This window comes from Geodermatophilus sp. SYSU D00705 (genome assembly GCF_054050135.1).
This window is the reverse complement of the sequence record NZ_JBJGYT010000006.1, coordinates 25,663-44,356: the sequence shown is the minus strand read 5'-3', so window position 1 is coordinate 44,356 and position 18,694 is coordinate 25,663. Positions and strand designations below refer to the sequence as shown.

Sequence of the window (18,694 nt, the reverse complement as noted above, 5' to 3'; positions counted from 1 at the left end):
CGCCTCATCCGCGGCGGATGGTGGCTGGGCGTGTCACCGCTGGTGTGCGGCGTGGCGGTACTCCAGGAGGGCGTTGAGGTCGTTCTCCGCCCGCGTCCGGCGGTCGAGGCGCGCGGGGTCGTTCCCGCTCCCGCAGGCACGTCGCGCCGCTCGCAGCTCGGCCAGGGCACGGACGATGAGGCTGTCCAGGACGCCGAAGCGATCCGGACTGGGCGCGACCGTCGTCATGGCAGACCTCCCGCCGGTCGGTCCGGCTGCGCGCTCTCCGGTTCGAGCGCGACGTCCTGCGGCGTCCCCGGACGTCGCGAGCCTGGCCCCGACACCGGCTGCGGGGCATCGTCCGGCGCAGACGACCCCGCCCGGGGAGCCGGCACGCCGTGGTCCGCCCGCCGCCGCCGATCGCCCCGCGCCCGCCCACCGGCCGGCTCGGCGCCGGAGAGCCCTGCGAGCAGGACCCTGGCCCACCGCCGGTCGGGGTCCTGGACGACGAGGAGGGCGTGCACGAACAGCGTGAGGGGGATCGCCAGGATCGCGCCCATCGGCCCCAGGACCACCGTCCAGACGATGACCGACAGGAAGGTCAGCGTGACCGACAGGCCGACCGACTCGCCCACCACGACCGGCTGGATGACCGACTGCAGCACGAAGTTCGCCGCGGCGTAGACGACGACCACGAGGACCGCCAGCCGCGGCCCGCCGACCAGGAGGGCGAGCAACGTCGGCGGCGCCAGCCCGAGGAAGAACCCGATGTTGGGGACGTAGTTGGTCAGGAAGGACAGCAGTCCCCACAGCAGGGCCAGCGGGATGCCCATCAGGACCAGCGCGACCGTGTCGACGACGGCCACGGCGAAGCCGAACACGGTCGTCACGACCAGGTAGCGCCGGGTGTTGCGGGCGAAGCCGCCGAGGGCCGCCCGCAGCCGCCACGTGCCGGGCACCGCGGCCAGCCGCTCGGGCATCCCGGCGCTCTCGGCCGTCATGAACAGCACCGTGGCGAGCACCAGGACCAGGGCACCGACCGACCGGGTCACGCCGGCCAGCAGTCCGCCGACGGCGGAGACGACCGAGGAGAGGTCCAGCGAACCGAGCATCGACTCCGCCTGGTCCCGGCCGATGCCCGCCGCGGTCAGGGCGCTGCGCACGCCGTCCAGCAGCCCCTGCCACTCGTCGGAGTACTGCGGCAGCACGGTCGCGAGCTGGCCGACCGACACGACGAGGGCGGCGGTGAAGAGGAGGAGTCCGCCGTCCACCAGCAGGACGGCCAGCCCGACCGCGAGGCCCCGCCGCACGCCGCGGCGGACCAGCGCGCCCACGAGCGGGTGGACGGTGACGACCAGCACGAACGCCAGGAGGACGGGGGCGAGGAAGCCCGCGTAGGTGGAGACGCCCCAGAGCGCGACGGCCGCGCCGGCGGTGCCGAGGACCACGGTGAGCCACAGCGGCAGGGCGCGTCGGACCTCGGGCTCCGGCATGCCGCCCACGATGGCGATCGCGGTCGGCCGCAGCGTCCCCTCGGGAGGGTGATCGGGCCTCAGTCGTACAGGACGGAGGTCCGCAGCAGCACGTCCTGCACCGAGCGGTTGCTGCGGCTCACCAGCACCCAGAGCAACCCGACGGGGAAGAAGGCGCAGAGCACCGCGCGGACCGTGCACCGGCCCCAGCCCAGCCGCTCGCCCAGGTCGTCCCCGACGTGCAGGCCGAGCAGCCGGTCGCCGTAGGTGCTCCCGATCTCCGCCCAGGTCGCGGCGAAGTAGAGCGCCTGCACGCAGAGCCCGAGCAGCAGCAGCGTCGCGAGCGGCGGCGCGGGGAACGTGAAGGTGGTCGGGCCCAGCAGGAAGCGGCCGACAGCGACCGCCGCGTACCCGCCGGCCAGAAGCAGCACGACGACGAGCACGTCCACCACGTTCGCCAGCGAGCGCGTGACCAGGCCGGCCCGCGCGCCGGGCACCGCGGCCGGGGAGCGCGGGACGGCGGGTAGCGCGGCGTCGTGCCACGGGTACCCGCCGTCCGGGGGACGCCGCTCGTCGGCCCGGGTCACGGGAGGGGCTCCCGTCCCGCGGGGCCGGCGCCGTCGCCCGTCGCGCCGCGGCCGCCGTGCCGGCGCAGCAGCCGGTCGACGACCCGCTCCACCGCCCGGTCGGCGTCCGCGCCCTGGACGCGCACGGTGCGCGCCATCTCCGAGGTGACCGAGCCGCTCGAGGCGCGCAGGAGGCCGGGCAGGTCGATCACCTCGACGACGTACCGCGCCAGCCCGGCGAGGTCGAGCCGGGCGACGACGGCGTCGAGGTCGAGCCGGGCGGCGACGGCGTCGAGGTCCACGCGGTCGACCACGCGCGCCACGTCCACCCGGTCCACGACGGCGTCGAGGTCGACGCGGGCGACGGCGCGGTCGAGGTCCACCCGGTCCACGACGCGCTCAACATCGACGCGGTCCACGACGGCGTCGAGGTCGACGCGGGCGACGGCGCGGTCGAGGTCCACCCGGTCCACGACGGCGTCGAGGTCGACGCGGGCGACGGCGCGGTCGAGGTCCACCCGGTCCACGACGCGCTCGACGTCGACGCGGTCCACGACGGCGTCCAGGTCGACGCGGGCGACGGCGCGGTCGAGGTCCACGCGGTCCACGACGCGCTCGACGTCCACCCGGTCCACGACGCGCTCGACGTCGACGCGGTCCACGACGGCGTCGAGGTCCACCCGTGCCACCACGGCGTCCACGTCGACCATCGCCACCAGCCGGTCCAGGTCCACGAACTCCCGGACGAGCGCCGGGACGTCGAGGCGGGCGAGCACCCCGCGGGCCACGCGGGGGACCACGCGGTCGGCGATCCCGCCCAGAGCACGGAGGGTGGCCGAGGCCGGGTGGGCGACGACTCCCGGGAGACGATCCGCGGTCAGCGGCAGGCGGGCGACGAGGGCGGAGCGGCCCTGGACCGTCGTCTCCACGAGGTACCGGAGGAGCTCCGAGGCGACCGCGAGGACGGCGAGGGCGCCGTCGACCGCGTCGGCGGTCGCGCTGCCCTCCCCGGACGTGGAGGCCGGGGACGCGGAGGCCGGGGACCGACCGGAGGGGCCGGCCGGCCCGACCGGGCGGAGGCCCCGGACGGGCGGGTGCACCGGGGTCACGGCCACCGGGGACCGCCGTCCACTGTCAGCGTCATGCGCCCTCCCGTGCGTCGGAGCCGCCAGCATCGGGCAGAGGCGGGAGCCCTCCCTCATCCGGAACGGGTGAGCCGGTCGCCCGCCGCGGCGCGGCATCCTGCGACGGGTCCTGCGTCCCCGTCCCCCGGTTCCCGCAGCACGGCGGCCGGGAGGACCTTCGGCTCTGCGGCGCCGCCGGGGACCGGACGACGCTGGCCTGCGAACGACCCACGTCCGGGTCGGGTCGCCCGGAGGGAGCAGGCGACACCGGGGACGGTTCGGACCGCACGCTGGAGGACGCGTCATGGCGAGTCCGTCGCCGACCCACACCCACCCGCCGGGTGCGGCGGTGCCGGCTCCTGCGTCGTACACGGCCGGCCTGCTGGCCACCAAGCTGACCCCACCCGACCCGGCGCACGCCACCGTGCTCCGCCCCCGCCTGACCACCCTGCTGTCGCGCGCGGTCCAGCGCTCCCCGCTGACCCTGCTCAGCGGGCCCGCGGGCTCCGGGAAGACGGTCCTCGCGTCCACGTGGCTGCGGACCCAGACCGACGGCCGGCCGGTCGCCTGGCTCACGCTGGACGACTACGACGACGACCCTGCCTGCTTCTGGAACTACGTCGTCGGGGCGCTGGCCACCGCCGGGATCCCGTGCACCGACCTCCCGTCACTCGTGCCCGGGGAGCCGCCGCCGACCTGGTTCGTCCCGCGGCTCACCGCGCAGGTGGCCGCGCTGCCCCGGCCGGTCGTCCTCGTCGTCGACGACGCCGACCACGTCACAGACCGGTCGATCACCGGCGGTCTCGACCTGCTCCTGCGGAACGCGGGCCACCGGCTGCGGCTGCTGCTGTCTGCCCGCGCCGACCCGTTGCTGCCGCTGCACCAGTACCGGCTCGCCGGGACGATGGCGGAGATCCGGGGTGACGACCTGGCCTTCACGCCCGAGGAGACCCACGAGCTGCTGACCGCCATGGGTGCCCCGGTGTCGCCCGAGGCCGCCTCGGCGCTGTGCGTGGAGGCGCAGGGCTGGGCGGTCGGGCTGCGCCTGGCCGCCGCCTCCCTCAAGCAGGGCGCGCCGCCGGAGCGCCTGGTGACGTCCCTGGCCCACGACGACGGGAGCGTGGCCCAGTACCTGTTCGCGGAGGTCCTGCAGCGGCAGGCGTCCCGGGTCCGGACCTTCCTGCTGCGGGTCAGCGTGACCGCGGAGCTCTGGCCCGACCTCGTGGACCGGCTCTGCGGCCGTCCGGTCGGCCGGCGCGTGCTCGCGGGGCTGGCCCGCGCCAACGCGTTCGTGGAGGAGGCACCCGGCGCACCCGGTGGGTTCCGGATCCACCCGCTGTTCCGCGAGATGCTGCAGGCCCAGCTGGCCTACGACCACCCGGGCGAGGTCGCCGCGCTGCACCGCACCTGCGCGGCCTGGTACGCCGCGGCGGGCCGGGCGCCGGAGGCGGTGGGGCACGCCGTGGCCGCGGAGGACTGGGGCTTCACCACGCGGCTGCTCATCGACGACCTGCTGGTCATGCGCCTCCTCGCCCACGGGTCCGACCCCGCGTTGCGCGGGCTGCAGTCGCTGCCGACCGGGTTCCCCGGTCCGGAGGCCGCCGTCATCCGTGCCGCCGTCGCCCTGGCCCGAGGTGGCGCCCCCACCCCGGCCGACCTCGCCACCGTGGCGACCGCGCGTGAGGAGGGCGACCGCACCACGCTGCGCGTCTCGGCCGCGCTCACCAGCCTGACGGCGGACGCCGCAGCGGGCGCCGAGCCGGGCGCACTGCTCGCCGACGCCGACGCCGCCGCGGCGCTGGTGGCCGAGCTGCCCGACGACGACCGGCGCGAGCGGCGGGAGTGCGCCGCGGTGCTGAGCACGCGGCGTGCGCTCGCGGCCCTCGGCACGGACGCGCCCTCCGAGGAACTCACCTCCGGGCTGCGTGCCGCCGCGTCGGCGGCCCAGGCGGCGGCCTCACGCCGGCTGCGCGGCTGCACCGTCGCGCACCTGGCGCTCCTGGAGGCGCTGGAGGGCCGCCTGAGCCGGGCCGCGCACCTGGCCGCCGAGGCCGAGGCCCTGGCCGGGGAGGAGGGCCGGGACGAGGCCGACCGGGAGCCGGCCGCCGCGACCACGCTGGCCTGGGTCCACCTGCGCCGCTACGCCCTCGCCGAGGCGCGGGAGTGGCTGGGCCGGGCGCGCGCCCGACTTCGCGACCGCGCGCCCGCCGGCGGTGAGGCGGCGGTGGTCGCGGTGCTGCAGAGCCAGCTGTTCCGGCTCCGGCACGAGCACGACTCGGCGGAGCGGTGCCTGAGCCCGTACCTGCGCGGCCCCCGGCTGCCCCGGTGGGTCGCCGAGCAGGTCGTCAGCGAGGTGGTCCGGCTCGCCGTCGCGCGGGGTCACGTCGAGGAGGGGCTCGCCATCCTCCGGGACGGCGGCACCAGTGAGCCGTGGCGGCGTCGCCTGCAGGCGACGGTCGGCCTGCTGTCGGGGGACCCCGATCCCGCGACGCCGGCCGAGGCGCAGCGGGCGGGGCACCCGGCCGCCGCGGTGGAGGGCACCGTGATCCGGGCGTGCCAGCTGCTGGAGGGCGGCAGCGTGACGGCGGCGGCGGAGGAGCTCGCGGTGGCGCTGGAGCTCGCGCGGCCGGAGCTGCTGCGCTGGCCCTTCATCGACACCCCGCCCCAGGCGCGCCGCCTGCTGCGCACCCACCCCCGGCTGCAGGAGCCTGCCGCGTGGCTGAGCCCCTCGTCGACCGCTCAGCCGCACAGCGGCGAGGGTCGCGCCACCGCGACGGACGGGGCGGCGGAGGTGGTCCAGGACCTCAGCGACCGCGAGATGGAGGTCCTCCAGCACCTCGCGGAGATGCTGTCCACCGCCGAGATCGCGGCGACCATGTTCATCTCGGTGAACACGGTGCGCACGCACATCCGCAGCATCCTGCGCAAGCTGGCGGTCAGCCGGCGGAACCAGGCGGTCCGGCGGGCTCGGGAGCGCGGCCTGCTCTGACCGCTCCGGCGGCCTCATGCACGGCGGACGAGGCGAGGGACCGGCAGCCGCCCCACCCTCGCCGGTGACGACCACACGACCGGCGCGAGCCAGAGAGCCCGGCGGCGGGCCGGTCAGGGGCGGCGGACGGAGGAGCGGTGGCCATGCAGGCGGAGCCGAACCGGTACGAGCTACGAGTGGAGACGGTCGTGAGCCCCGCGGCCCTCGCGACGTTCGGGGTGCCGGTCGAGCCCACGCCGGTACCCCGGAACACGGTGTTCCGCTTCCGCGTCCCGGCCGACTGCGACCTCACCGAGGTGGTGCACCGCCTGACCGAGCGGGACGTGGACCTGCTCGAGATCCGCCGGTTCACCGAGCCGGGCCGCGACGGGCAGGGGCCGGCCCGCCGGCCCGAGGAGACCGGCGACGGCGTCGTCGTCCCCCTGCGGCCCCGAGCCGGCGTGCCCGCCGCTCGGGCCCCGAGGTGTGACCGGGGGCCGCGCCGCCGGACGGGACGGGGCTGACCCGGCTCCTCCCCGGGCGGGCGCCGCACCGGCAGCCGCGGCCGGTTCATGCGGTGCGGACGATGCCGGGCCGTGGCAGCGGTCGCAGGCTGCTGCCGCACACGACCCAGAACCCGACCGCCGGCCCCGGGTCGGAGGCGGACCAAGGAGGACAGGCAGATGACGGACACCTCGCGCGGCCGCTCGCCGGCCACTGACGAGCGCTACGAGCCGGGACCCACCGCCTGGGCGGGGTGGGTCGTCTTCGGCGGTGTCATGCTGATCATGGTGGGGACGTTCCAGGCGATCGAGGGGCTCATCGCCCTGTTCGACGACGGCTTCTACCTGGTCCGCCCGAACGGTCTCGTGGTCAACGTGGACTACAACACCTGGGGATGGGCTCACCTCATCCTCGGGATCGTGGCCGTCCTGGCCGGCGTGGGTCTGCTCGCCGGGAACATGGCCGCCCGGGTGGTCGGTGTCGGGATCGCGTTCCTGAGCGCCCTGGTGAACCTGGCGTTCATCTCCGCCTATCCCGTGTGGTCGGTCATCCTGATCACGCTGGACGTGATCGTGATCTACGCCATCATCGTCCACGGGCGCGAGCTCAAGAGCGAATACCGCTGAACCGCTGCTGGCGCGGGCGCCCGTCCCTCCGGGGGCGGGCGCCCGCTGTCGTCCGGGCGCCGGCTCCGGCCGTCGTCCCCGGATCGTCCGCGCCGGGTGACGTAGGGGGCCCGCGGCCCCGGCACCGTGGGGACGCCGAACACCGTTCCTCGTCCCCTGGGGGAGACATGACCGCAGACCTGGAGCAGACCCCCGACCTCGACCAGATGGGACCCGTCGACTACATCGTCGTGGCCTTCCCGACCGACCGGATGACCGGCGAGGCCTTCCCCCTGCTCGTCGAGCTCGTCGACCGGGGGATCATCCGCATCCTCGACCTGGTGTTCCTCCGCAAGGACCCCGACGGCACCGTCACGACGCTCACCCAGGTCGACCTGGAGCGGATGCAGGTCATCGAGGCCCTGCTGTTCGAGGGCGCGGCCTCGGGTCTCCTGGCGGCGGAGGACCTCGCCGAGGCCGCGGCGGCGCTGGACCCCGGGACCGCGGCGGGCATCCTCGTCTACGAGAACGTCTGGGCGACCCCGTTCGCCACCGCGCTGCGGCGCTCCGGCGGTCAGCTGGTCGCGTCCGGGCACATCCCGGTCCAGGCGCTCGTGGCCGCGCTCGACGCCCTGGAGGCCGACGAGCAGCGGCCGCCCGCGCCGCGGGAGCCGGCCGATCCGTCGCGTCAGCCGGCCGGCCCCGTGGGCTGACCGGGCGCGGGGGCCGCGCCCGGCGGCCGGGCTGACCGGGCGCGGTGTCCGCACCCCGCGGCCGGTTCACAGCAGCCGGGTGGCCCAGTCCGGTTCGACCGCCGCCCAGCCCCGCTCCCAGCGGCGGTCGCGCTGGACGTCCAGGGCGCAGCAGAGGACGACGTGCAGCGTCCACGTCCCCAGCGGCACCCCGATGAGGAACACGGCCCCCACCGCCATGGCCGAGGCCGGGATGCCGGCCGCGTCCAGGGGCGGCGAGGTGAGGTCGCCGTCGTCGTCCACCCACACCGGCACGGCGGTCCCGGCTGCGGTGCCCGGGCGGACCTGCACCTCGCCCTCGTGCGAGGCCCCGCCCGGGGCGGTCCAGACGGCCCGCGTCGGCACGGCCGTCGACACCGGGTCCGTGACGTCGGCGCCGTCCACGCGCCGGGCGTCCTCGAGCAGGACGGCGGAGGCGGGGTGCCGCTCCGCTGCCTGCACCGCGGCCAGCGACTCCAGGTGGTCGGTGGCGACGGTGGTCGCGGCCACCGCCAGCGGCGGAGCCACCACGAGCGAGGCGGCGACGACCAGCCGGCCGGCGACCTCCACCCGGTCCGAACCCCGTTTCAGCGGCCCTGAGCCCAGGGCGAACCGCCGCAGCGAGCGGTGCAGCCAGGTGTCCTCCGGCCCGGTCATCCCGCGGCCCTCCCCTCGAGCGGGACCGTCGTGGTCAGACCAGGGCGCGCCGCTTGAGCTGCTCGAACTCCTCCTGGCTGATCGCTCCCTGGTCGAGCAGTGCCTTCGCCCGGGCGATCTCGTCGACCCCGCGGTACCCCGGGGCGGCCACCGAGCGGATGTGGCCGTCGGCCTGCTGCTTGAGCACCGCCGCCTGCTGCGCGGCCCGGTCGTCCATGGACCGGCCCTGCGAGATCAGGTAGGTCAGCGATCCGATGAGCGGCAGGACGACGACGAAGACGACCCAGCCGGTCTTGCCCCAGCCGGAGACGTCCCGGCGGCGGAAGAGGTCGCCGAACACGGTGATCAGCAGCCAGAAGTAGACCATCAGGGCGAAGAACAGGACGAAGGTCCACAGCAGGTCGACGAGCGGGTAGTCGTCGGCGGCGATGACCATGGCCCACCTCCGGGACGGGTCGTGTCCCGCCAGCATGCGGACGCCGCGCACGGGGACCATCGCCCCGCCCGGATGACTCTCCGGCGCCCGGCGGTGGAGCCGGCCGGCTGGCGGCGGGGTCGTCACCGGGCCCGACGGGCAATCCGCGGGCGAGAGTGTCGCCTCGTCCGTGCAGGACGAGGCAGAGCGGCGGCCGGGCGGACGAGGCTCAGTCAGTCGGACCGGACCTCCCGCGTCCCCGGGGTCCCGGCTGCGGTGGTCGTCCGGCTCGGTGAGCTGCGTCCGCGACCGATCCCGTCCCGCGGAGCACGCGCCTCGAGCAAAGGAGCAGCGCATGGGACGCCAGGTGTACGAGCTGCGCGTGCGTGGACCGGTCCCCGCCGAACTCCTCGAGGAGATCGGCGCGGAGGACCTGGGCGAGGAGCCGCCCCTGACCATCCTGCGGACGGGTCCCACGGACCAGCCCGGTCTGCACGGGATGCTCCAGCGCCTGCGGAGCCTGGGCCTGGACCTCCTGGAGGTCCGCACGACCGGGCCGGAGCCCCACGTCGAACGCTCGTCGTGAACCGCACCCGGCCGCGTACCCATCGGCCGGCCACGCGCGTGGCCGGCCCTCGCGCGAGGGAGCGTGGTGCCCGATGTCCCCCCTCCTGGCGGTGCTCGGCGCCGTCGTCCTCGTGGGCGGAACGGTCCTCGTGGTGGCCGTGTGGGCTCGCGTCCGCTTCACCCGGGACCTGCCCTCCTTCCGGTGCCGTGTCGGACCGCCGACCTCACGGTCCCGGCGGTACAGCGCGCGCTGGGCGGTCCGGCGCACGCGCGCGGCCTGGGTCGACGACGTGCTGCTGCTCCGGTCCGGCGCGCTCCGGCTCTGGGTCACGCCGCTGCCCCTCGGGATCGCCCGGGACGTGACGGTGGAGGACCTGGGGCCCGGCGAGGTCCGCGGGCTGGGGCGGCAGCCGGTCGCCCTCCGGTTCACCTCCCACGACGGCTACGGGCTGGAGATCGCGGTGGCGCACCAGGACGCCGGCCGGCTGGTCGGGCCCTTCCTCACCGCGGCGCTGTCCGGCCTCCCGGACGCGCCCCGCGAGCGCGGCAGCTGAGCCCTGGGGGGTCATCCCACCGGGGTGATGAGCAGTGCGCGCCGCCTGGCCACGCTGCGGTCACGCGCCGACGAGGGAGGACCCATGCCGCTGCTCGACATCTTCTGGACGATGTTCCTCTTCTTCTGCTGGGTCCTGTGGTTCTGGTTGCTGTTCCGCGTCTACGCGGACCTCTTCTCGCGCCACGACATCGGGGGCGGGGCGAAGACCGGCTGGGTGCTGTTCACGATCCTGCTGCCGTTCCTCGGCGTCTTCGTGTACCTGATCTCCCAGGGCCGGTCGATGGCCGAGCGCTCCGAGCGCGCGATCGAGCGGCAGCGCGAGGCCACCGACGCCTACATCCGGTCGGTGGCGGCCGACGCGGTGCCGCGGCAGCGGGCGACGGCTCAGGACCTGCTGGACAGCGGTGCCGTGACCCGCGAGGAGTACGACCGCATGGTGCCGCAGCAGCCCCGCTGACCGGCCCGTCACGACAGCGGCACCCCGGCCGGGGTGCCGCTGTCGTGCGTCAGGTGGTGGGGACGGGGCGCGGTGCGCGGGGGAGCAGCAGCGCGGCGACCCACCCGATGACGGCGAAGGCCCCCACGACCACGATCGCGGTCAGGAACGGCGGGTTCCCGCCGGCCGCCGCCGCCACCAGGACCGAGCCGGCGATCGCGACACCCAGCGACGAGCCGAGGTTCGACACGCTCCGGGAGACGCCGGAGATGTCGCCCTGGACCTCCTCCGGCCACGCCGACTGCACGACGTTGACCGACGCGGTGAGCATGGCCCCGACGCCGAACCCCATGAGGAACAGACCGGGCCAGTAGGTCCACACGGCGGAGTCCACCCGGGCCAGGGCCAGCAGCAGCGCCAGGCCCCCGACGGTCAGCGTGAAGCCGGACCGGATCAGCAACCGCTGCGGGTGCCGGCTCGCCATCCGCTGCGCCATCGCGGAGGAGAGCAGGATGCCGACGGTGGCCGGCACCAGCATGAGCCCGGTCTGGATCGCCGAGTAGCCCCGCGCCTGCTGCAGGAACACCGAGATCACGAAGAACGAGCCCTGCATGACCAGCCACTGGACGGTCTGGGTGACCAGCCCGAGGTTCGACGTCCGGTTGCCGAAGAGCCGCACCGACACCAGCGGCGTGCGACCGCCGCGCTCGCGGGCCCGGGCGTACAGGAAGTACGCCGCCAGGACCACACCGCCCAGGGCCATGTACAGCCACACCCGGGCGCTGCCCCAGCCGTGGGAGTTGGTCTGCAGGACGCCGAAGACGAGGAAGAACAGCCCCGCCGCCGACAGCACCGCGCCGAGGAGGTCGAAGCGCGGCCGCTCGGCCGGGAGCGGCGGGTCGTCGATGCGGCGGGCCATCAGCGCGATCGCCGCGACGACGACCACCTGGAGCAGGAACGAGGCCCGCCAGCTGACGTAGCTGGTGATCAGGCCGCCGATCAGCGGGCCCGCGGCGGCGCCGAGCCCGGCGGCGCCGCTGACGACGCCGAACCACTTGGCGCGGGTCTTCAGGTCGTCGAAGACCACGGTGATGAGGATGTAGATCGGCGGGATCAGCAGCGCCGAGCCGACGCCCTCGAGCAGCGAGTAGCCGACGGTCAGCATGCCCAGGCCCTGGGACAGCGCGGCCAGCAGCGCGCCGGCCCCGTAGATGACCAGACCCAGGATGAAGCAGTTCTTGCGGCCGAAGATGTCGGTGAGCTTGCTCCCCGGGATCATCAGCGCCGCCATCGTCAGCGTGAACAGCGTGATGGTGGTCTGGATCCCCGCCACGTCGGTGTCCAGGTCGTCGGCGATCGTGGTGATCGCGACGTTCATGTTCGACGCGGCGTAGCTGGCGATGAACTGGGCGAGGGCGAGCGGGAGGACCACGGCCCCCGCCGTCGTCGTCGCCGCGCCGGCACCGGTCCTGGTCATGGTGGGTCCTCCGCGGGATCGGCGCCGGGCGGCGGTGTGCGGTCGTACTACGAGCTGCGCTGCTCGGGGACCTGGTCGGCCAGGGCGGCCGCACCGAGGACCCCGCGCAGGATCGCGCCGGCCGCCGCGGTCACCCGCGCGCTGCCGACGACGGGGGCGATGGCGACCAGGACGGCCTGGGCCTTCTCCGCGGTCAGTCCGGCCTCCGCGGCGGCGCCCAGGGTGATCGCGTAGGAGACCGGCGCGGCGTCCATGGCGACGAGGGCGGCGAGCCGTACGAGCAGGTAGGTCTCCGCGTCGAGCCCCGACCGCTCCGCCGCGTCGAGGTTCATCGCGAGCAGCGTCTCGAGGACCGGCGCGTCGCCCTGGGCGATGCGGCCGAGTGCGTCGTCGGGTGCGGTCTGGGTCATGGCTCCTCCTGGACGGGTGTGGATGGGCGTCCAGGGTCGATGCGACGGCGGACGCCCGTCCTCACCCGCTCAGGACGAGGCAGCGGGTCAGCGGGGTGGGTGCCCGTCGAGGGCCGCGTCGAGGGTGGTCGCGGCGTCGATGAGGGCCAGGTGCGTGAACGCCTGGGGGAAGTTGCCGATCTGCTCGCCGGTGAGCGCGATCTCCTCGGAGTACAGGCCCACGTGGTTGCCGTAGGTCAGCATCTTCTCGAAGGCGGTGCGGGCGTCGTCCAGCCGTCCCGCGCGGGTGAGCGCGTCGACGTAGGCGAACGTGCACAGCGAGAACGTGCCCTCCGAGCCGCGCAGCCCGTCGGGGGAGGCCTCGGGGTCGTAGCGGTAGACCAGGCTGTCGGTCACGAGCTCGCCGTCCATCGCCGCCAGGGTGGTGGTCCACATCGGGTCGCGGCCGTCGATGAACCCGACGGTGGGCATCCGCAGCAGCGCGGAGTCCAGGACGTCGGTGTCGTAGTGCTGGACGAAGGCCTGCCGCGAGAAGTGGAAGCCCCGCTCCATGACCTGCTGGTAGATCCGGTCCCGCTCGGTGGTCCAGCGCTCCAGCGGGGCGGGCCGGGCGTGCTGGGCCGCCATCCGGATGCCGCGGTCGAAGGCCACCCAGCTCATCACCCGCCCGTAGGTGAACGGCTGCCGGCCGCCGCGGGTCTCCCAGATGCCCTCCTCGTCCTGGTCCCAGTTGTCCGCCAGCCAGTCCAGCACCCGGGCGATCGCCGTCCAGCCCTGGTGGGGGAGCGGCAGGCCCGCCCGGAGGGCGGCGTACACGCTGTCCAGCGCCTCGCCGTAGATGTCCAGCTGCAGCTGCTCGGCCGCCCCGTTGCCGATGCGCACCGGGGCCGAACCGCGGTAGCCGCGCCAGTGGTCGAGCACGTCCTCCTTGAGGTCGGAGGAGCCGTCGATGCGGTACATGATGTTCAGCGGTCCGCTGTCGGAGCCGACCCGCTCGCGGATGCGGTCACCCATCCAGCGGCCGAAGTGCGCGGCTTCCTCGGTCATGCCGAGCTTGAGCAGCGCGTGCACCGAGAAGGAGGCGTCGCGCACCCAGGTGAAGCGGTAGTCCCAGTTCCGTTCCCCACCGACCTGCTCGGGCAGCGCCGCGGTGGGCGCGGCCACGAGGCCGCCGCTGGGCGCGTAGGTCATCAGCTTCAGCGTGATCGCCGACCGCTGGACGTCCTCCCGCCAGCGGCCCCGGTAGGTGGAGCGGGACACCCAGGCGCGCCAGAAGTCGACCGTCTGCTGGAACAGCGCCCGGACCTCGGCGGGCCGGACCTCCCGCGGCCGGCCGTCCCCGCCGTACTCCAGCACCACGCCGCGGGTCTGGCCCGCCTCCAGGGTGACCTCGGCGTGCAGGTCCGCGTCGCCGAGGCGGAGCTGGGCCAGCCGCTCGTCGTCGGGTTCGCGGACGACGTGCAGGGTGACCTGCTGCCCGTTGGCGGTGAGGACGGCGCCGTCGGCCGACACGTCCACCCGGTGCGCCTGCCGCCCGTAGTCGAAGCGCGGGGCGACGTCGATCGCGAAGGTCATCCGGCCGCGGACGCAGTCCAGGATCCGCACGATGCGGTGGGTGTCGGTGGCGACGGCGCCGGCCGGCGGCATGAAGTCCACGACCTGCCCCATCCCGGCCTCGGTGAAGAACCGGGTCACGAGGACGGCGGTGTCCGGCAGGTACATCTGCTTGGAGGTGTACTCGATGCCCGCCGGGCGGATCCGGAAGTGTCCGCCGCGCTCGTCGTCCAGCAGCGCGCCGAAGACGCTGGGGGAGTCGAACCGCGGGGCGCAGAACCAGTCGATCGACCCGTCGGTGGTGACCAGCGCGGCGGTCTGCAGGTCGCCGATGAGCCCGTGGTCGGCGATGGCGGTCTCGGGCACGGCGATCGGGGGCATGGCGGTCTCGGTCATGCCGGCGACCGTGCTGCGCGCGGGTCGCCGGGCGCCTCATCCCCCGGGGGTGATGAGTCGCGCCGTCCTCCGGAACCAGGCTGGGCCGCCGTCGTCGGGCACCCGCGCCCGCCGGCCCACGGGAGGGGAGAGGGCCATGCGCCGCTTCGCCGTCGGTCTGCTGGTCCTGGTCAGCGCCGTCGCCCTGGTCCTGGCCAGCACCTCGTTGTGGACCCGCCGGAACGTGGTCAACACGCAGGTCTTCGTCACCAACGTCGAGACGATGGTGGACCTGCCGCAGGTGGAGGCGCTCATCACCGAACGTGTCACGTCCACGGTGATGAGCAACCCGGAGGTGCAGCGGGCCGTCGACGACGCGCTCACCCTCCTCCCGCCCCGCCTGCAGAGCTTCCGGCCGACCGTGGAGGAGGGCGTCCGCTCGCTCGTGGCGACCGGCGTGCAGCGGCTGCTGACCAACGACCCCTTCCGGCCGCTGACCCAGGCCGCGCTCACCTCCGCGCACGACCAACTGGTCGCCGGGGAGGCGGTGCGCTTCACCCTCGGCCAGGCCAAGGACCGGGTCCCCGACTCCGCGAGGGACGGCATCGCCGGGCAGATCCTCGACCTGCTGCCGGACGACGTGGGGATCACCATCCTGACCCCGGCCGACGCCCCCCAGGTCTACACCGCGATCGACCTGCTGAGGTCGGTCTGGTGGTGGCTGGGGCTGCTGGCGCTGGGCACGCTCGCCGGCGCGCTGGGCACCTCCCGGCGCCGGCGCAGCACCCTGCGCGCGTGGGCGGTGACGACGACCGTGCTCACCCTGCTGGTGCTGCTGGCCCTCCGCATCGGCCGCGGGCTGCTGGTCACGCAGGCCCGGGAGGGCAACCGGGACGCGGTCGGGGCGGTCTACGACGTGCTCGCCGCCAGCCTGCGGTCCTGGACGCTGTGGTTGCTCGCCGCCGTGCTGCTGGTCCTCGTGCTGACCCTCGTCTGGGGCCGGCTCGGCATCGTGGCCGGCGCGCGGCGCGGCGTCGCGGCCGCGCGGGCGCAGGTGCGCCAGCGGCGGGAGGCGGCCCGGGCGGCCGCCGCGGCCGAGGGGGCGGAGCCGGCCGTGGCCGCCGCTGCCGCCGGCGAGCCCTGGACCCGCCGGGTGTCGGTCTGGGCCCGCGGCTTCGCCGACGGGCTGGACCTGCCGGAGCGGTCGGCCCGGCTCGGCGGGGTCGTGCAGGCGCACCTCGGGCCGGCGCGGTGGACCGGCATCACCATCGGCGCGCTGGTGCTGCTCTTCTGGCCCGCGCCCACGCTGTCCGTGCTGATCTGGATCGCCGCCCTGGTCGCGCTCTACCTCGGTGCCCTCGAGTGGCTCCAGAACCGGGCGCCGGCGCCGACTCCCGCGTCGGCTGCCGCGTCGTCTCCCGCGTCGGCGGAGCCCACCGGGACCGCCGTCCCTGCGGCGGCCGGGCCCGACGGCGCCGCCGGCGCGGTCCCGGCGACCGTGGCCGTCGTCCCGCCGCCGCGGCCGGGCGCCGTGCCGTCCGGCGGGGCCGTGCCGTCCGGCGGGGCCGTGCCCTCCGGCGGCGCGACGCACGCTGCGGCCGGCGGCACGCTGGTCGCGACCGCGGTCGAGGCGGCGGCACCGGCCGTGGGCGCTCCGGCCCCGGCCGTGCCGGAGCCGGAGCGGTTGGTGCCGGCGGCGCTCACCCCCGAGACGATGACCGCGCTCAGCGACCGCCTCGACCTGCTCGTGCGACTGGGCAGCGCCCGTGACGCCGGCGTCCTCACCGAGGAGGAGTTCCGGCGGGAGAAGGCCCGGCTGCTCGGCGTGTGACCCCGGTCAGCCCGCGGCCGGCGGCGTCGCCGGTGGCCCCCGGCGGCTCAGCTCGCGGCCGGCGGCGTCGCCGGTGGCCCGGCGGCTCAGCCCGCGTTCGGCGGCTCAGCCCGCGTCCACCGGCGACCCCGGGTCGCCGGTGGCCCGGCGGCGGCGGTCGACAGCGGCGAGGAACAGCTTGAGCACCAGCCCGATGAGGATCAGGTCGCCGACCATCTGCAGTGTGGTGAGGACCCGGGCCACCTCGCTGACGGGGGCGATGTCGCCGAACCCCACCGTGGCGAAGACGGTGACGACGAAGTAGAGGCCGTCGACGCGGCTGACGGGCTCGGTGAAGGCGTCCGGGTCGGTGTCCGAGAGCTGGACGAAGGTGGTGGCGAACAGCAGCAGGAACAGCGGGAGTGACAGCGCGATGCCCTCGACCGCCCGCAGCGCCGGGTGGGGCGAGCGCAGGATCGCCCGCACCTGCCACGCGACCAGCAGCCCCACGGCCACCACGCCGGCGGCCAGCCCGGCGACCGTCCCGGCGGTGAACTCACGGTCGAGGGGGAGCAGGAAGTAGACGACGAGCAGCCCGATGGTCGTGAGCAGCGTCCGCGCGACGCCCACCAGCAGCGGACGGCGCCCGGGCACCCCGGACGGCGACACCGTCGGCGCGGCGGCCCCTGTGCCCGGTCCCGGGAGCCGATGGGTGCGCGCGGGACCCTCCATCCGCCTGATGCTGAGGTCCCGGTGACCCCCGAGGATCACCCGCGCCGGGTGAGCGGGCCGCTGTGCGGTGTGCCGGTCGTCTGCGGCAACAGTTGCCGTGCCGATCCGCCAGCCGCCCCGCGCAGCCACCTCGCCAGAGCAGCCACGTCGCCCAGAGCTGCCACGTTGCCCAAGAGTCCTCAGGGCGACGCCCGACCTCGGGATCGACAGGTCGGCACGTCGACATGCGGACATGTCGGCGGATCGCCTGCCCTGTGGTCAGAACGGTGGCGGGTCGTGGTCCGGCGGTGGCGGTTGTGGTGGGGGCTCGTCCGACGGCGGTGCGAGTGCCGGTGCGCGCGGCGCATCCCGTCGTAGCCCGGGTGGTCGGGTGCTGCGGGTGATCCCCGACGGGGTGGTGACGTGCAGGGTGCCGTCGTCGTCCAGGACGAACCGCCAGCCGCGGGCGAAGGTCTTCAGCCGGTGGTGCGAGCGGCACAGGCAGCACAGGTTGGCGCAGTCGGTCGCCCCGCCGCCGGCGTGTGCGACCACGTGGTCCAGGTCGGCCAAACCCACCGGCTGGCCGCAGCCGGGGAACCGGCAGCCGCGGTCGCGGGTGGTCACGAACCCCCGCTGGGCGGCGGTCGGGGCGTAGGCCGGCGTGGCCGGCGGCCGGTCCAGCACCGGGCAGCCGCAGTTCCCGCCGGGGTGGGCGGGGCAGCCGCGGCGGGCCAGCCGGGCCAGCTGCGCGGCCGACGCGGTGGCCAGCAGCCGCCCGCCGGCGTCGGTGACCGCCACGCCCAGCGACCCGCCCGCCGGTGCCCGCAGGCCCAGGGCGTCCAGGCGGGCCAGCAGCTCGCGGACGTGGCCGGCGGTGATCGGCAGCCCGTCGACCGCGCCGGGTGTGGCCGTGCTGCCCTCCAGCGCGGCCAGGGCGGCGGTGATCACCACGCGCGCGGTGACGGCGGGCAGTCCGGAGTCGGCCGGGCGGCGCAGCAGGGCGGAGAAGACCTCCGCCCGCAGCTACTCGATCGGCCGCCGATCACCGTCGGCCCGGGCCGTCCGGGCCAGCTGGTCGACCAGGTCGTAGGCCTCGGCGGGCAGCTCGGCGGCCAGCGTGGACATGCCCTCCAGCGGCGAGGGAAAGACGCGCACGTCGGCCTGCCGCTGGGCGTCCTCGCGGCGGGCGTCCACCGCAGCCGCGTCACGCGCCAGCAGCAGCGCCAGCGCCCGCCGCCGCAGCCGCCCCAGCGACAGACCGGCGGCCTCGGGTAGCAGCTCGGCCTCGATCGACCGGGCCACCGCCGGGGCGGTGTGCTCCAGCACCTCGGCCAGCACCTTGGCGCGCGGCTCGTCCAGCGCCCCGGCGGCCAGCGCCGCCCACGTCGCCGGCAGATGCCCCCGGTACACCCACGCCCGCGCCGCCAGGTGCGCGGCGGTGCCCCGACCGCAGTTGAGCACCACCGCCAGCTCCGGGGTGAAGAACTCCGACACCCCCGGCAACTCCCCGTCCGCCGCCCATGACCCCGTCCGCGCCCCCGGCGTCCCCGGCGGCGGATCGAGGGTGGCGGGGGTGTCCTCGGCCAGGCCCAGCACCAGCTCCGCCTCGTACGCCGCGCACATCGCCCGCGCCCGCTGCACCCGCTGCAACTCCGCGGCCCGCTGCGACCGGGTCAACGCCGCCACCGGCAACCGCCCACCCAGCAGCGGCCGCTCACCCAGCCACGCGACCAGCCGGCCCTCCAACGGGGTCTGCCGCACAGCCGTCGAGATCACG

The 18,694-nt window shown here is 75.6% G+C and carries 20 protein-coding genes; 8 read left to right on the top strand and 12 right to left on the bottom strand.

Annotated elements, in window-relative coordinates:
* Window positions 1-33 precede the first annotated feature (33 nt).
* The 4 genes from ACI78Q_RS06760 to ACI78Q_RS06745 are packed head-to-tail and all read right to left on the bottom strand — an operon-like array spanning window position 34 to window position 3,132.
* Complete coding sequence (locus ACI78Q_RS06760) at window positions 34-228, bottom strand: hypothetical protein (protein ID WP_456922557.1); 195 nt, start codon at window positions 226-228, stop codon at window positions 34-36.
* Window positions 225-1,472 (bottom strand): AI-2E family transporter, encoded by a 1,248-nt coding sequence (locus ACI78Q_RS06755; protein WP_456922556.1) that lies wholly within the window; start codon window positions 1,470-1,472, stop codon window positions 225-227. Before ACI78Q_RS06755 ends, ACI78Q_RS06760 begins: the two co-directional genes overlap by 4 nt.
* A gap of 59 nt (window positions 1,473-1,531) precedes the next feature.
* Window positions 1,532-2,038 (bottom strand): RDD family protein, encoded by a 507-nt coding sequence (locus tag ACI78Q_RS06750; RefSeq protein ID WP_456922555.1) that lies wholly within the window; start codon window positions 2,036-2,038, stop codon window positions 1,532-1,534.
* A complete protein-coding gene (locus ACI78Q_RS06745; protein ID WP_456922554.1) occupies window positions 2,035-3,132 on the bottom strand; it encodes a hypothetical protein in 1,098 nt (365 codons plus the stop codon). Before ACI78Q_RS06745 ends, ACI78Q_RS06750 begins: the two co-directional genes overlap by 4 nt.
* Before the next feature lie 313 nt (window positions 3,133-3,445).
* Here ACI78Q_RS06745 and ACI78Q_RS06740 point away from each other — a divergent pair, with 313 nt between their 5' ends.
* The 4 genes from ACI78Q_RS06740 (at window position 3,446) to ACI78Q_RS06725 (ending at window position 7,931) form a co-directional block, all read left to right on the top strand.
* Window positions 3,446-6,130, top strand: a complete 2,685-nt coding sequence (locus ACI78Q_RS06740) for a LuxR C-terminal-related transcriptional regulator (protein ID WP_456922553.1) — start codon at window positions 3,446-3,448, stop codon at window positions 6,128-6,130.
* 143 nt (window positions 6,131-6,273) lie between these two features.
* The gene (locus ACI78Q_RS06735) at window positions 6,274-6,633 is read left to right on the top strand and encodes a hypothetical protein (RefSeq protein WP_456922552.1); all 360 of its coding nucleotides are present in this window, start codon (window positions 6,274-6,276) and stop codon (window positions 6,631-6,633) included.
* Between the two features lie 159 nt (window positions 6,634-6,792).
* Window positions 6,793-7,239 (top strand): DUF7144 family membrane protein, encoded by a 447-nt coding sequence (locus ACI78Q_RS06730; protein ID WP_456922551.1) that lies wholly within the window; start codon window positions 6,793-6,795, stop codon window positions 7,237-7,239.
* Window positions 7,240-7,406: 167 nt separating this feature from the next.
* Complete coding sequence (locus ACI78Q_RS06725; protein WP_456922550.1) at window positions 7,407-7,931, top strand: DUF6325 family protein; 525 nt, start codon at window positions 7,407-7,409, stop codon at window positions 7,929-7,931.
* 66 nt (window positions 7,932-7,997) lie between these two features.
* On the opposite strand, the gene ACI78Q_RS06720 is transcribed toward ACI78Q_RS06725, so the two are convergent.
* Entirely contained in the window at window positions 7,998-8,606 is a 609-nt protein-coding gene (locus tag ACI78Q_RS06720; RefSeq protein WP_456922549.1) for an Rv1733c family protein, read from the bottom strand.
* Between the two features lie 34 nt (window positions 8,607-8,640).
* Window positions 8,641-9,042 carry an SHOCT domain-containing protein gene (locus tag ACI78Q_RS06715; protein ID WP_456922548.1) on the bottom strand — a complete coding sequence of 134 codons (402 nt, stop codon included), beginning with the start codon at window positions 9,040-9,042 and terminating at the stop codon, window positions 8,641-8,643.
* Window positions 9,043-9,376: 334 nt separating this feature from the next.
* Between ACI78Q_RS06715 and ACI78Q_RS06710 the strand changes: the two genes are divergently transcribed.
* The 3 genes from ACI78Q_RS06710 to ACI78Q_RS06700 all read left to right on the top strand — a co-directional run bounded on the left by ACI78Q_RS06710 (window position 9,377) and on the right by ACI78Q_RS06700 (window position 10,601).
* Entirely contained in the window at window positions 9,377-9,607 is a 231-nt protein-coding gene (locus tag ACI78Q_RS06710; protein WP_456922547.1) for a hypothetical protein, read from the top strand.
* 73 nt (window positions 9,608-9,680) lie between these two features.
* Complete coding sequence (locus tag ACI78Q_RS06705; protein ID WP_456922546.1) at window positions 9,681-10,142, top strand: hypothetical protein; 462 nt, start codon at window positions 9,681-9,683, stop codon at window positions 10,140-10,142.
* Between the two features lie 84 nt (window positions 10,143-10,226).
* Window positions 10,227-10,601 (top strand): PLD nuclease N-terminal domain-containing protein, encoded by a 375-nt coding sequence (locus ACI78Q_RS06700; protein WP_456922545.1) that lies wholly within the window; start codon window positions 10,227-10,229, stop codon window positions 10,599-10,601.
* Window positions 10,602-10,650: 49 nt separating this feature from the next.
* Here ACI78Q_RS06700 and ACI78Q_RS06695 read toward each other — a convergent pair whose 3' ends face one another.
* The 3 genes from ACI78Q_RS06695 to ACI78Q_RS06685 all read right to left on the bottom strand — a co-directional run bounded on the left by ACI78Q_RS06695 (window position 10,651) and on the right by ACI78Q_RS06685 (window position 14,417).
* Window positions 10,651-12,057: an MFS transporter gene (locus ACI78Q_RS06695; protein ID WP_456922544.1), complete on the bottom strand. Its 1,407-nt coding sequence runs from the start codon at window positions 12,055-12,057 to the stop codon at window positions 10,651-10,653.
* 47 nt (window positions 12,058-12,104) lie between these two features.
* Window positions 12,105-12,467, bottom strand: a complete 363-nt coding sequence (locus ACI78Q_RS06690; protein ID WP_456922543.1) for a carboxymuconolactone decarboxylase family protein — start codon at window positions 12,465-12,467, stop codon at window positions 12,105-12,107.
* Window positions 12,468-12,554: 87 nt separating this feature from the next.
* The gene (locus ACI78Q_RS06685) at window positions 12,555-14,417 is read right to left on the bottom strand and encodes a glycoside hydrolase family 15 protein (protein WP_456922542.1); all 1,863 of its coding nucleotides are present in this window, start codon (window positions 14,415-14,417) and stop codon (window positions 12,555-12,557) included.
* A gap of 136 nt (window positions 14,418-14,553) precedes the next feature.
* Between ACI78Q_RS06685 and ACI78Q_RS06680 the strand changes: the two genes are divergently transcribed.
* A complete protein-coding gene (locus ACI78Q_RS06680; RefSeq protein WP_456922541.1) occupies window positions 14,554-16,227 on the top strand; it encodes an SHOCT domain-containing protein in 1,674 nt (557 codons plus the stop codon).
* Window positions 16,228-16,332: 105 nt separating this feature from the next.
* Here the strand turns inward: ACI78Q_RS06680 and ACI78Q_RS06675 are convergent, their stop codons facing one another.
* The 3 genes from ACI78Q_RS06675 to ACI78Q_RS06665 form a co-directional block, all read right to left on the bottom strand.
* Window positions 16,333-16,860, bottom strand: a complete 528-nt coding sequence (locus tag ACI78Q_RS06675; protein ID WP_456922540.1) for a potassium channel family protein — start codon at window positions 16,858-16,860, stop codon at window positions 16,333-16,335.
* A gap of 336 nt (window positions 16,861-17,196) precedes the next feature.
* Window positions 17,197-17,865, bottom strand: coding sequence for an HNH endonuclease signature motif containing protein (locus tag ACI78Q_RS06670; RefSeq protein ID WP_456922539.1), 669 nt, complete (start codon window positions 17,863-17,865; stop codon window positions 17,197-17,199).
* A gap of 75 nt (window positions 17,866-17,940) precedes the next feature.
* Window positions 17,941-18,693 carry a DUF222 domain-containing protein gene (locus ACI78Q_RS06665; RefSeq protein WP_456922538.1) on the bottom strand — a complete coding sequence of 251 codons (753 nt, stop codon included), beginning with the start codon at window positions 18,691-18,693 and terminating at the stop codon, window positions 17,941-17,943.
* Window position 18,694 lies beyond the last annotated feature (1 nt).

What these genes read in the sequence shown, in the direction of transcription:
- ACI78Q_RS06760 (WP_456922557.1), bottom strand. Translation starts at nt 228, where the DNA reads ATGACGACGGTCGCGCCCAGTCCGGATCGCTTCGGCGTCCTGGACAGC.
- ACI78Q_RS06755 (WP_456922556.1), bottom strand. Translation starts at nt 1,472, where the DNA reads ATGCCGGAGCCCGAGGTCCGACGCGCCCTGCCGCTGTGGCTCACCGTG.
- ACI78Q_RS06740 (WP_456922553.1), top strand. Translation starts at nt 3,446, where the DNA reads ATGGCGAGTCCGTCGCCGACCCACACCCACCCGCCGGGTGCGGCGGTG.
- ACI78Q_RS06735 (WP_456922552.1), top strand. Translation starts at nt 6,274, where the DNA reads ATGCAGGCGGAGCCGAACCGGTACGAGCTACGAGTGGAGACGGTCGTG.
- ACI78Q_RS06730 (WP_456922551.1), top strand. Translation starts at nt 6,793, where the DNA reads ATGACGGACACCTCGCGCGGCCGCTCGCCGGCCACTGACGAGCGCTAC.
- ACI78Q_RS06725 (WP_456922550.1), top strand. Translation starts at nt 7,407, where the DNA reads ATGACCGCAGACCTGGAGCAGACCCCCGACCTCGACCAGATGGGACCC.
- ACI78Q_RS06720 (WP_456922549.1), bottom strand. Translation starts at nt 8,606, where the DNA reads ATGACCGGGCCGGAGGACACCTGGCTGCACCGCTCGCTGCGGCGGTTC.
- ACI78Q_RS06715 (WP_456922548.1), bottom strand. Translation starts at nt 9,042, where the DNA reads ATGGTCATCGCCGCCGACGACTACCCGCTCGTCGACCTGCTGTGGACC.
- ACI78Q_RS06710 (WP_456922547.1), top strand. Translation starts at nt 9,377, where the DNA reads ATGGGACGCCAGGTGTACGAGCTGCGCGTGCGTGGACCGGTCCCCGCC.
- ACI78Q_RS06705 (WP_456922546.1), top strand. Translation starts at nt 9,681, where the DNA reads ATGTCCCCCCTCCTGGCGGTGCTCGGCGCCGTCGTCCTCGTGGGCGGA.
- ACI78Q_RS06700 (WP_456922545.1), top strand. Translation starts at nt 10,227, where the DNA reads ATGCCGCTGCTCGACATCTTCTGGACGATGTTCCTCTTCTTCTGCTGG.
- ACI78Q_RS06695 (WP_456922544.1), bottom strand. Translation starts at nt 12,057, where the DNA reads ATGACCAGGACCGGTGCCGGCGCGGCGACGACGACGGCGGGGGCCGTG.
- ACI78Q_RS06690 (WP_456922543.1), bottom strand. Translation starts at nt 12,467, where the DNA reads ATGACCCAGACCGCACCCGACGACGCACTCGGCCGCATCGCCCAGGGC.
- ACI78Q_RS06685 (WP_456922542.1), bottom strand. Translation starts at nt 14,417, where the DNA reads ATGACCGAGACCGCCATGCCCCCGATCGCCGTGCCCGAGACCGCCATC.
- ACI78Q_RS06680 (WP_456922541.1), top strand. Translation starts at nt 14,554, where the DNA reads ATGCGCCGCTTCGCCGTCGGTCTGCTGGTCCTGGTCAGCGCCGTCGCC.